The sequence below is a fragment of the Streptomyces sp. NPDC092045 genome, from assembly GCF_044756005.1.
GTDB lineage: Bacteria > Actinomycetota > Actinomycetes > Streptomycetales > Streptomycetaceae > Streptomyces.
This window is the reverse complement of sequence record NZ_JBIVSC010000004.1, coordinates 450425-462250: the sequence shown is the minus strand read 5'-3', so window position 1 is coordinate 462250 and position 11826 is coordinate 450425. Positions and strand designations below refer to the sequence as shown.

The window sequence follows — 11826 nt, the reverse complement described above, 5'->3', positions numbered from 1 at the left end:
CCCCGCGCGTCTCGCGGGGCGGGGGCCGTCGCGCACGGCCGGGGGTCAGGCGGTCAGGCGGGCGATCGCCTCGTCGACCGTCAGCTCCTCGCGCTCGCCCGTGCGGCGGTCCTTCAGCTCCACGACGCCCTCGCCGGAGCGGCGGCCCGCGACCAGGATCTTCGGGACGCCGATCAGCTCCGCGTCGGTGAACTTGACGCCCGGGGAGACGCCCGCGCGGTCGTCGACCAGGACGCGCAGGCCCGCGGCGGACAGCTTGTCGGAGACCTCCAGGGCCAGCTCGGTCTGGAGGGCCTTGCCGGCGGCGACCACGTGGACGTCGGCCGGGGCGACCTCGGCGGGCCAGCACAGGCCCTTGTCGTCGGCGGTCTGCTCGGCGAGCGCGGCCACGGCGCGCGAGACGCCGATGCCGTACGAGCCCATGGTCACGCGGACCGGCTTGCCGTTCTGGCCGAGGACGTCGAGCTTGAGGGCGTCGGCGTACTTGCGGCCGAGCTGGAAGATGTGGCCGATCTCGATGGCGCGGTCCAGCTTGAGGCCGGTGCCGCACTTCGGGCAGGGGTCACCCTCCTCGACGACGACCACGTCGACGTACGCGGTGACCTCGAAGTCGCGTCCGGCGACCACGTTCCTCGCGTGGGTGTGCTCCTTGTTGGCGCCCGTGATCCAGGCCGTGCCCGGGGCCACGCGCGGGTCGGCGACGTACGTGACCTTGTCGAGGCCCTGCGGTCCGACGTAGCCGCGCACGAGGTCGGGGCGGGCGGCGAAGTCGGTCTCGGTGACCATCTCGACGGTGGCGGGCGCGAAGTGCGCCTCGACCTTGCCGAGGTCGACCTCGCGGTCGCCGGGGACGCCCACGGCGACGATCTCGCCGTCGACCTTCACCAGGAGGTTCTTCAGGGTGGCGGAGGCCGGGACGCCGAGGGAGGCCGCGAGGGTCTCGATGGTCGGGGTGTCCGGGGTGGGGATCTCCTCGGCGGCGGGCACGGCGGAGCCGTCCACGGCCTTCAGCGCGAAGGAGACCGCCTCGGTGTTGGCGGCGAAGTCGCAGTTGGGGCAGTCGGCGAAGGTGTCCTCGCCGGCCTCGGCCGGGGCGAGGAACTCCTCGGACTTCGAGCCGCCCATCGCGCCCGCCGTGGCGGCGCAGATGCGGTAGTCGAGGCCGAGGCGCTCGAAGACCCGCCGGTAGGCCTGGCGGTGCAGGGCGTACGCGTGGGCGAGGCCCTCGTCCTCGGTGTCGAAGGAGTACGAGTCCTTCATCAGGAACTCGCGGCCGCGCAGGATGCCGGCGCGGGGGCGGGCCTCGTCGCGGAACTTGTTCTGGATCTGGTAGAGGATGACCGGCAGGTCCTTGTAGGAGGACGCCTGGTCCTTCACGAGGAGGGTGAAGATCTCCTCGTGGGTCGGGCCGAGGAGGTAGTCGCCGCCCTTGCGGTCCTGGAGGCGGAACAGCTCGGCGCCGTACTCGTCCCAGCGGCCGGTCGCGTCGTAGGGCTCGCGGGGCAGCAGGGCCGGCAGGGAGACCTCCTGGGCGCCGATGGCGTCCATCTCCTCGCGGACGATCCGCTCGACGTTGGAGAGGACCTTCCTGCCGAGGGGCAGCCAGCTCCAGACGCCGGCGGCGGTGCGGCGCACGTACCCCGCGCGGACGAGGAGCTTGTGGCTGAGGACCTCGGCGTCCGCCGGGTCGTCGCGCAGCGTCTTCGCCATCAACTTCGACATGCGCTGGACCGGTGCGTTGGCCATGGTTCTCGTACTCCTGCCGGACTGGGGGTGATGGGCCCGAGGTTAGCCGGGCGGCCCCGGGGACGAGAAATCAGTTCCGGCGGGGCAGCGGCAGCGGGGCGCCCATCACGGCGTACGGGCGGGGGGCGCTCGGGAAGTGCACCCGGCGGGCGAGGTCCCGGTAGCCGAGGGAGCGGTAGAGGCAGCGGGCGGGGCTCTCGGTGTCGATCGCGGAGAGGATCGAGCGCGGCTCGTCGGCCGTGTCGGTGATGGTGGTGAGCAGCGCGCGGCCCGCGCCCCGGCCCTGGAAGTCGGGGTGGACGTGGAGTTCGGTGATGGTGAAGGAGTCGTCGAGCCAGTCGGCGGTGCCGGTGGCGCGCAGGTGGGCCTCGACGACGGTGGACCACCAGTGGGTGCGGTCGTTGGGCATCCCGTAGACGAAGCCGACGAGCCGTCCGCCGGGGGTGGTGGCCCCGTAGGCGCGGGCGCCGGGGCTGAGCAGGTGGCGCAGCACGATGTGGCGGCGCACGGCGACCTCTTCGGCGTCCAGGCCGAAGGCGACCGCCTGCACGGCGAGGGCCTCGTCCACCCGGGCTGCGAGGTCGACCGGCCCGATCACGATCTCCGCGTCATCCATGCGGCGCACCCTACAAGCGGGCGCCCTCCCCGGGACAGCGCCGCCCGGAGCGGCGGGCTCAGAAGAGCACGCTCATGAAGGCCCCGGTCTCCCGGAAGCCGACGCGGCGGTACGCGGCCCTGGCGGGGGTGTTGTAGTCGTTGACGTACAGGCTGACCACGGGGGCGACGTCGGCCAGGGCGTACCGCAGGACGGCGGCCATGCCGGTCTCGGAGAGTCCCTTGCCGCGGTGCTCGGGGGCGACCCAGACGCCCTGGATCTGGCAGGCCTGGCGGGTGGCGGCGCCGATCTCGGCCTTGAAGACGACCTTGCCCTCCTCGATGCGGGCGAAGGAGCGGCCCGCGCCGACGAGTTCGGCGACCCGGGCCTGGTAGAGCAGTCCGCCGTCGTTGGCGAGCGGGGAGACGCCGACCTCCTCGGTGAACATGGCCACGCAGGCGGGCATGATCGTCTCCATCTCGTCCTTGCGGACGCGGCGCACCAGCGGGTCGGGCACGACCGCGGCGGAGGGCTCCTCGGCGACCATCAGGGGCTGGTTGGCCCGGACGTCCCTGGCGGGGCCCCAGCTGGGCTCCAGGAGCCGCCACAGTTCGGTGGTGGCCTCGGCGGGGCCGACGATGGAGGAGCAGCGGCGGCCGGTCCTGCGGGCCCGGTCGGCGAAGGCGCGGACGGCCTGGGGGGTGGCGCAGATCGGGACCAGGTTGGCGCCGGAGTAGCAGAGCGAGCGCAGCCGTCCCTCGGTGTACCAGCCCCACATCTCGCCGCCGAGGCGCCAGGGGTCGAGTCCGGCGAGCTGGACACGGGCGGTCACGAACGCGTTTTCGACGGGGGCGCTCTCCAGGACGGCGAGTGCGGCGCCGAGGTCGGTGGGTTCGAGGACCCGGGTGGTGGTCTCTGTCAACACGAGGGGGCCTCACCGTGCGGTTCCGCTGATTCCCCGCACTTTACCCGGAGGGCCCCGGGGCACGCCTCCGGCAGCCGGGACCTGTCCGGCGGAGCACGGCCGGGGCCGCGACGCCCGGCACGGCACCTCGCCGCGTGGCCGAAATGCCGCGGCCCGGCCGGCCCCGATCCGCCGGACAGATCCCGGAAGCCCCGCCTCCCGGAGCGGGGGCGGGGCTTCTCGGGGGTTCCGCGGAGGAGGAGGCGCGCGTCAGCCGGCGACGGCGACCGACGGCTCGCCGCTGGCGACGCCGTCCTTCTCCATCTGCTCGGCGATCTTCAGCGCCTCCTCGATGAGGGTCTCGACGATCTTCGACTCGGGCACGGTCTTGATGACCTCGCCCTTGACGAAGATCTGGCCCTTGCCGTTGCCGGAGGCGACGCCGAGGTCGGCCTCGCGGGCCTCGCCGGGGCCGTTGACGACGCAGCCCATGACGGCGACGCGCAGCGGGACGGTCATGCCGTCGAGGCCGGCGGTGACCTCCTCGGCCAGCTTGTAGACGTCGACCTGGGCGCGGCCGCAGGACGGGCAGGAGACGATCTCCAGGCGCCGCTGGCGCAGGTTCAGCGACTCCAGGATCTGGATGCCGACCTTGATCTCCTCGGCCGGCGGCGCGGAGAGCGAGACGCGGATGGTGTCGCCGATGCCCTGGGAGAGCAGCGCGCCGAAGGCGACGGCGGACTTGATGGTGCCCTGGAAGGCGGGGCCCGCCTCGGTGACGCCGAGGTGCAGCGGGTAGTCGCACTGGGCGGCGAGCTGGCGGTAGGCCTCGACCATGACGACCGGGTCGTTGTGCTTGACCGAGATCTTGATGTCGCGGAAGTCGTGCTCCTCGAAGAGGGACGCCTCCCAGAGGGCGGACTCGACGAGCGCCTCGGGGGTGGCCTTGCCGTACTTCCTGAGGAGCCGCGCGTCGAGCGAGCCGGCGTTGACGCCGATCCGGATCGGGGTGCCCGCGTCGTTGGCGGCCCGGGCGATCTCCTTGACCTTGTCGTCGAACTGCTTGATGTTGCCCGGGTTGACGCGGACGGCCGCGCAGCCGGCGTCGATCGCGGCGAAGACGTACTTGGGCTGGAAGTGGATGTCGGCGATGACCGGGATCTGGGACTTCCGGGCGATCGTCGCGAGGGCGTCGGCGTCGTCCTGGGTCGGGCAGGCCACGCGCACGATCTGGCAGCCGGAGGCCGTCAGCTCGGCGATCTGCTGGAGCGTGGCGCCGATGTCGGACGTGCGGGTGGTGGTCATCGACTGCACCGAGACGGGTGCGTCACCGCCGACGGCCACGGTGCCGACCTGGATCTGACGGCTCTTGCGCCGCTCGGCGAGCCGGGTCGGGACGGTAGGGATACCGAGAGAAATCGCGGTCATCTGTTGTGCAACCTCAAGGTTGTGCGTCGGCGGGCTCAGGTCTCCGAGGTTACCGCCCCGGCGGCGGAGGGCCGGACACCACCGGGTCCGGCCCTCCTGGGGTTCACGTCAGCTTCACCGGGTTGACGATGTCGGCGGCGAGGACGAGCAGGGTGAAGCAGACGAAGACGCCGGCCACCACGTACGCGGCGGGCATCAGCTTGGCCACGTCGAACGGGCCGGGGTCGGGGCGCTTGAAGAGCCGGGCCGCGTTGCGGCGGACGGACTCCCACAGGGCGCCCGCGATGTGGCCGCCGTCGAGCGGCAGCAGCGGGAGCATGTTGAACAGGAACAGCGAGACGTTGAACATGACCAGCAGGTTCATGAACATCACGAGGATGCGCTCCGGCGGCGCGTCCACGGTCATCAGCTCGCCGGTGAGGCGGGCGGCGCCGACGACGCCGACGGGCGAGTCGTCCGCCCGCTCGCCGTCGCCGAAGGTGGCGTCCCACAGGCCGGGGATCTTGCCCGGGAGGGCGACGACGGAGCGGACGCCGTTCTCCAGGAGGTCGGTCATCCGGTCGGTGGTCTCGCCGAAGGTGAGGGGCGCCACCTCGGTCTTGGAGGCGAAGCCCAGGTAGCCGGCGTCGATGTAGGTCAGCGGCTGGACGACCCTGCCGTCCTCGTCCTTCTTCGGGACCTTGTTGGTGACGAGGGTGGGGTGCAGGTCGATCCGCTGCCCGGCCCGCTCGACGGTGACCGTGGCGGGGCCGGTGGTGTCGCGGATGCGGTCGGAGAGGACGTCCCAGTCGTTCACCGGCGTGCCGTTGAAGGCGACGATCCGGTCGCCCTCCTTCAGGCCGGCCGCGAACGCCGGCGAGACGGGGTCGCCCGCCGCGCACTCGTCGCGCTTCTCGCTCTGCTCGATGACGCACTTCTGGACGCCGGCGACCCCGGTCGTCTGGCCCTCGATGCCGAGCGTCATCATCGAGCCGAAGAAGAGCGCCGCCGCCAGGACCAGGTTCATGAACGGTCCGGCGAACATCACGACGACGCGCTTCCACGGCTTGCGCGTGTAGAACAGCCGGGTCTCGTCGCCCTCCTTCAGCTCCTCGTACGAGGCCTCGCGGGCGTCCTCGATCATGGAGCGCCACGGGGAGGTGGAGCGGGCCTCGATCCGTCCGTCGTCGCCGGGCGGGAACATGCCGATCATCCGGATGTAGCCGCCGGCCGGGATGGCCTTGATGCCGTACTCGGTCTCGCCGCGCCTCTTCGACCAGATCGTGGGGCCGAAGCCGACCATGTACTGCGGGACGCGGATGCCGAAGAGCTTGGCCGTGGAGAGGTGGCCGAGCTCGTGCCAGGCGATGGAGACGAGCAGTCCGAACGCGAACAGCACGATGCCCAGGACGTACAGGAGCGTTTCGTTCATGCGCGGGCCTCCGCTGTTGCCTTCGCTGCGAGCTCTCGGGCCCGGGCCCGGGCCCAGGTCTCCGCTTCGAGGACGTCCGGGACGGTGAGGGAGGTTCCCGTGACGGGAACGCCGTGCTCCGCCACGACCGCCGTGACGGTGTCCATGATGCCGTTGAACGGCAGCCGGCCGGCCAGGAACGCCCCGACGCACTCCTCGTTGGCCGCGTTGAAGACGGCGGGGGCGGTGCCGCCCAGCTCGCCGACGTGCCGGGCCAGGCCGACGGACGGGAAGGCCTCGGTGTCCAGCGGGAAGAACTCCCAGGTGGAGGCCTTGCTCCAGTCGAAGGCGGGGGCCGCGTCCGGGACCCGCTCGGGCCAGCCGATGCCGATGGCGATCGGGCCGCGCATGTCGGGCGGGGTGGCCTGGGCGAGCGTCGAGCCGTCGGTGAACTCGACCATCGAGTGGACGTACGACTGCGGGTGGACGACGACCTCGATGCGGTCGAAGGGGATGTCGTAGAGCAGGTGGGCCTCGATGACCTCCAGGCCCTTGTTCACCAGGGTCGCGCTGTTCACCGTGATCACCGGGCCCATGGCCCAGGTGGGGTGGGCGAGCGCGTCCTCGCGGGTGACGTGGGCGAGCTGCTCCCTCGTACGGCCGCGGAAGGGGCCGCCGGAGGCGGTGACGACCAGCTTGCGGACGTCGGCGCGGGTGCCCGCGGCGAGCGCCTGGAAGAGGGCCGCGTGCTCGGAGTCGACCGGGATGATCTGGCCGGGCCGGGCGAGCGCCTTCACCAGGGGGCCGCCGACGATCAGCGACTCCTTGTTGGCGAGGGCGAGGGTGCGGCCGGCTTCGAGGGCGGCGAGGGTGGGCGCGAGGCCGATGGAGCCGGTGATGCCGTTGAGGACGGTGTGGCACGGGGAGGCGGCCAGCTGCGTGGCGGCGTCCGGCCCCGCCAGGAGTTCCGGCAGGGGCTCGGAGCCGTACAGCGCCTCCAGGGCCTCGCGCAGTTCGGGCAGCGCCTCCTCGCGGGCGACCGCGACCGCGGCGACCCCCAGCCGGTGCGCCTGCTCGGCGAGCAGTCCGACCCGGCCGCCGGAGGCGGCCAGGGCGGTGACCCGGAAGCGGTCGGGGTTGCGCAGCACCAGATCGATGGCCTGGGTGCCGATGGACCCGGTCGAGCCGAGGACGACGATGTCCCGGCGTCCTTCGGACGCGTCGAAGGCGACGTGCGGGTCGGCGAGGGGTGAGGGGCGGTCGGTCATGCCCCCCATTCTTGCCGCAAACGCGGCGCGGTCCTCACGGGGTGCGGACGAACGTGTCGAAGACCCGGTGGAAGTCGGGGAACGTCTTCTTCACGCAGCCGGGGTCGTCGAAGGTGACGCCGGGGGTGCGCAGGGCGGTGACCGCGAAGGACATGACGATCCGGTGGTCCCCGTGGGTCGCGATCCCGACCGGGCCGGCGGGCGTGCCGGGGTGGATCTCGATCCAGTCGGGGCCGGTGCGGACCGTGATCCCGAGGCGGCGCAGGTTCTCGGCGCAGGCGTCGAGCCGGTCGCACTCCTTGACCCGGGTGTTGGCGACGTCCTCGATGCGGACCGGGCCGTCGGCGAACGGCGCGAGGGCGGCGAGGGTCGGCATGGTGTCGGAGATGTCCCGCATGTTGACGGTGAGTCCGCGCAGGGTGCCGGTGGAGCGGACGGTGGTGGCGTCCGCTCCGGTCTCGACGTCGGCGCCCATGCGGCGCAGGACGTCGACGAAGGCGAGGTCGCCCTGGAGGGCGCCGGTGCCGAGGCCGGGGACGGTGACGGAGCGGCCGGGCAGGAGCGCGGCGGCGGCGAAGAAGTAGCTGGCGGTGGAGGCGTCGGGCTCGATGCCGTACGTCCTCGCCCGGTAGCCGGTGGGGGCGACGCGGTAGGTGCGCCCCTCCTGGCGCACCTCGGCGCCGAAGCTCCGCATCATGGCGAGCGTGATCTCGACGTACGGCTCCGAGACCAGGTCGGTGACGGTGACGTCGAGGCCCTCGGTGGTGAGCGGGCCGAGCATGAGCAGGGCGGTGAGGTACTGGGAGGACTGCCCCGCGTCCAGGGTGAGCGCGCCGCCCTTGACGCCGTGGGCGTGCACGGAGAGCGGGTGGTGGCCCTCCTGTCCGCCGTGCCGGAGGTCGACGCCGAGGGTGCGCAGGGCGGTGGTGAGCGGGCCGAGGGGGCGCCTGCGCATCTGGGCGGAGGCGTCGAAGCGGTACGTGCCGTGGCCGGCGGCGGCGAGGGTGGGCAGGAAGCGGGCGGTGGTGGCGCCGTCGCGGCAGTAGACGTCGGCGGTCTCCGCGCCGGGTCCGGTCGGCCGGCCCTCGATGTGCCAGGCGCCGGGCTCGCGGCGGACGGTGTAGCCGAGGGCGGCGAGCCCTTCGGCGAAGCCCTCGGTGTCGTCGGAGACGAGGGGCCGCAGGAGTGTGGTGGTGCCCTCGGCGGCCGCGGCGAGGAAGAGGGCGCGGGCGGTGACGGACTTGGAACCGGGGATCTCTATGACGGTCACGGGCACCATCCTGCCGTCTCGCCCGGCGGGGCGGGCCCGCGTTCCGGATGACGGAACGGAACCCGGTGGACGGGAGGAGGGGAGGGGTGGGGACGGCCCGGCTCCCCGCACAGTGGAGCCGGACCGCCCGGTCCGGGTGGGGCGCCCGCCCCGGGGCCGTACGGCCGGGAGGGCGTACGCGCCCGAGTCCGTACGTCCCCGGGGCGGGCGCCCCCGGGTCCGTACGTCCCCGGGTCCGTGAGGCTCCGGGGCGTACGGCTCCGGGTCCTACAGGGCGAGGCCGGTCAGGACCAGGACGCGCTCGTAGGTGTAGTCGTCCATCGCGTACTTGACGCCCTCGCGGCCGACGCCGGAGCGCTTGGCGCCGCCGTACGGCATCTGGTCGGCGCGGTACGAGGGGACGTCGCCGACGATCACGCCGCCGACCTCCAGGGCGCGGTGGGCGCGGAAGGCGGCCTGGAGGTCGTGGGTGAAGACGCCGGCCTGGAGGCCGAAGTCGGAGTCGTTGACCGCGGCGAACGCCTCGGCCTCGCCGTCGGCCTTCGCGATCGTCAGGACCGGGCCGAAGACCTCGGCACGGGCCAGGGTGACGCCGGCCGGGAGGTCGGCGAGGACGGTCGGGGCGTAGGTGGCGCCCTCGCGCTTGCCGCCGGCCAGGAGCGTGGCGCCGGCCGCGACGGCCTCGTCCACCCAGGACTCGACGCGCTTCGCGGCGGCCTCGTCGACGAGCGGGCCGACGTCGGTGGCGTCGTCCGACGGGTCGCCGGTGACCTGGGCCTCGACGGCGGCGACGATCTTCGGCAGCAGGCGGTCGTGGACGGAGGAGTCGACGATCACGCGCTGGACGGAGATGCAGGACTGGCCGCCCTGGTAGTTGGAGAAGGTGGCGATGCGGGTCGCGGCCCAGTCCAGGTCCGCCTCGGAGGACCAGTCGGGCAGGACGACGGCCGCGGCGTTGCCGCCGAGCTCCAGGGTGCAGTGCTTGTGCGGCACGGACTCCTGGATGGCGTAGCCGACCGTGTCGGAGCCGGTGAAGGAGATGACCGGGAGGCGCTCGTCCCGGACGAGGGCGGGCATGCGGTCGTTCGGCACGGTGAGGATCGACCAGGAGCCGGCCGGCAGGTCGGTCTCGGCCAGGATCTCGCCCAGGACCAGGGAGGAGATCGGGGTCGACGGGGCCGGCTTGAGGATGATCGGGGCGCCGACGGCGATGGCCGGGGCGACCTTGTGGGCGCTGAGGTTCAGCGGGAAGTTGAACGGGGCGATGCCGAGGACGACGCCCTTGGGGATGCGGCGGGTCAGCGCGAGCCGGCCCACGCCGCCGGCCTCGGTGTCCAGGCGCTGGGCCTCGCCGCCGTTGAAGCGGCGGGCCTCCTCGGCGGCGAACCGGAAGACGGAGACGGCGCGGCCGACCTCGCCGCGGGCCCACTTGATGGGCTTGCCGTTCTCGGCGGAGATCAGCTGGGCGATCTCCTCGGTGCGCTCGGCGAGCCGCTTCGACACGTGGTCGAGGGCGGCGGCGCGGACGTGCGCCGGGGTGGCGGCGAACTCGTCGACGACGGCGTGCGCGGCGGCGACGGCCTCCTCGACCTGGGCCTCGGTGGGCACGCTGACCTTGCCGACCAGACGTCCGTCGTACGAGTTCGTGACGTCGAAGGCGGCCTCGCCGGTGGCCTCGCGGCCGGCGAGCCAGAAGGCGTGGGTGGTCGTCATTGCGTCCCGGCCCTTTCCGTATCGGGGGGTGCGAGCGGTTGCTCTCGTGACACGTTAGGGCCGGGGCGGCGGGAGTGGGCTTGTCCGCTGTGGAGTGATGAGGCGGAATCCCTGTCCGAATTGGCCGAAGAAGGCCGGGGCCGTCGTCCGGGGCGCCGGCTCATCTCCTCCGCTCGGTCGACACGATCAGGCAGACGCCGGCCACGACGATCGCGCCGCCGAGGAGGACGGACCGGGTCAGGGCCTCGTTCAGGACGAGGGCGCCGAGGGCGACCGCGACGACGGGGTTGACGTACGCGTAGGTCGCGACCAGGGAGAGCGGGGCCGCCTGGAGGAGCCAGGCGTACGCGGTGAAGGCGATCAGCGAGCCGAAGACGACCAGGTAGGCGAGGGCCGCCCAGGAGCGGGTGGAGACCTCGGCGAGGTCGAGTCCGTGGTGCTCGCCGCGGAACAGGCCGACGGCGACGCCGGCGAGGCCGCCCGCGACCATCTCGTACGCGCTGGCGGTGAAGGGGTCGGCGGGCATCGGGAGGCGCGAGGAGGTGAAGGAGCCCACGGACCAGCTGAGGGCGGCGACGACCACGAGGAGGACCCCGCCGGTGCGCACCTCGCCGGTCAGCCCCGGCAGGGTGAGGACGCCGAGCCCGGCCAGGCCCAGCAGGACGCCGCCGAACGCGCCGGGGCCGGGGCGCTCGCCGGCGGCGGCGCGCAGGAGGACGACCCAGGCGGGGACGACGGCGATGAGGAGCGCGGCGAGGCCGGAGGGGACGGAGGTCTCGGCGAGGACGACGAGGCCGTTGCCGCCGAGGATGAGGAGCAGGCCGACGAGGAGCGCCGAACCCAGCTGCCGGCGGGTGACCTTGAGGGCGGCGGGGCCCCGGCGCCAGGCGATGATCCCGGCGAGCAGCAGTCCGGCGGTGACGAAGCGGGCGCCGCCGGAGAGGAACGGCGGCAGGGTCTCGACGACGACCCGGATGCCGAGGTAGGTGGATCCCCACACGACGTACACGATGCCGAGCGCGGCCCAGACGGCGCCGGTGATCCGGCGGGCGGGGGCCGGGGGTGCGGCGGGGAGGACGGCGCGGGCGCCGGGGGCCGGGTCGACGGCGGGTTGTGTCATGAGCAGGAGAGTAGGGACCGAGGGGCGGGACGGCCAGAAATCTGCCCGTGTTCGGGCAGTGATCCCGGAATTCGGGCGGCGGGGGCGGGTGGTGACGGGAATGGAAGGATGAGCGGGACCGCAGAACAGCAAGGGGGAAACGCATGTTCCTGTTCGTGATGTCCGCCGTCCTGCTCCTCGTCGTGGGCGGATGCGTCTGCGTGGTGTGGGCGGCCCGGGGCGGCCCGCGCTGGACGCGCGGAGTGGCGGCGGTGGTGCTGCTGGGCGGGGAGCTGGTGCGCGCCGGGGGCGGGCGGGGCGGCGGGAACGGGCGGTCGGGGGGCGACGCCCCGGGGGACGGGGGCGGGTCGGAGGGCTGAGCGGGGGGCCGGGGTCGGCCCTGGCCCCTGGGC

General features: G+C 73.3%; 10 protein-coding genes. 1 reads left to right on the top strand and 9 read right to left on the bottom strand.

Annotated features, from left to right (window positions below):
- Nucleotides 1-45: 45 nt before the first annotated feature.
- The 9 genes from ACIQKA_RS15530 to ACIQKA_RS15490 form a co-directional block, all read right to left on the bottom strand.
- Entirely contained in the window at nucleotides 46-1746 is a 1701-nt protein-coding gene (locus ACIQKA_RS15530) for a proline--tRNA ligase (RefSeq protein WP_383152762.1), read from the bottom strand.
- 70 nt (nucleotides 1747-1816) lie between these two features.
- Complete coding sequence (locus ACIQKA_RS15525; RefSeq protein WP_366372271.1) at nucleotides 1817-2362, bottom strand: GNAT family N-acetyltransferase; 546 nt, start codon at nucleotides 2360-2362, stop codon at nucleotides 1817-1819.
- Nucleotides 2363-2420: 58 nt separating this feature from the next.
- Nucleotides 2421-3266 (bottom strand): GNAT family N-acetyltransferase, encoded by an 846-nt coding sequence (locus ACIQKA_RS15520; protein ID WP_391095916.1) that lies wholly within the window; start codon nucleotides 3264-3266, stop codon nucleotides 2421-2423.
- Nucleotides 3267-3515: 249 nt separating this feature from the next.
- On the bottom strand, nucleotides 3516-4673 hold the full coding sequence (gene ispG, locus ACIQKA_RS15515) for a flavodoxin-dependent (E)-4-hydroxy-3-methylbut-2-enyl-diphosphate synthase (protein WP_383152765.1): 1158 nt from the start codon (nucleotides 4671-4673) through the stop codon (nucleotides 3516-3518).
- 103 nt (nucleotides 4674-4776) lie between these two features.
- Complete coding sequence (locus tag ACIQKA_RS15510) at nucleotides 4777-6084, bottom strand: M50 family metallopeptidase (protein WP_383152767.1); 1308 nt, start codon at nucleotides 6082-6084, stop codon at nucleotides 4777-4779.
- The gene (dxr, locus tag ACIQKA_RS15505) at nucleotides 6081-7331 is read right to left on the bottom strand and encodes a 1-deoxy-D-xylulose-5-phosphate reductoisomerase (RefSeq protein ID WP_383434613.1); all 1251 of its coding nucleotides are present in this window, start codon (nucleotides 7329-7331) and stop codon (nucleotides 6081-6083) included. Before dxr ends, ACIQKA_RS15510 begins: the two co-directional genes overlap by 4 nt.
- Before the next feature lie 34 nt (nucleotides 7332-7365).
- Complete coding sequence (gene aroA, locus ACIQKA_RS15500; protein WP_402541227.1) at nucleotides 7366-8601, bottom strand: 3-phosphoshikimate 1-carboxyvinyltransferase; 1236 nt, start codon at nucleotides 8599-8601, stop codon at nucleotides 7366-7368.
- A gap of 267 nt (nucleotides 8602-8868) precedes the next feature.
- Nucleotides 8869-10314: an aldehyde dehydrogenase family protein gene (locus ACIQKA_RS15495; protein ID WP_383152772.1), complete on the bottom strand. Its 1446-nt coding sequence runs from the start codon at nucleotides 10312-10314 to the stop codon at nucleotides 8869-8871.
- Nucleotides 10315-10474: 160 nt separating this feature from the next.
- A complete protein-coding gene (locus ACIQKA_RS15490; protein WP_383446280.1) occupies nucleotides 10475-11434 on the bottom strand; it encodes an EamA family transporter in 960 nt (319 codons plus the stop codon).
- 143 nt (nucleotides 11435-11577) lie between these two features.
- Between ACIQKA_RS15490 and ACIQKA_RS15485 the strand changes: the two genes are divergently transcribed.
- Complete coding sequence (locus ACIQKA_RS15485; RefSeq protein ID WP_383152776.1) at nucleotides 11578-11793, top strand: hypothetical protein; 216 nt, start codon at nucleotides 11578-11580, stop codon at nucleotides 11791-11793.
- The last annotated feature ends 33 nt before the right edge of the window (nucleotides 11794-11826 follow it).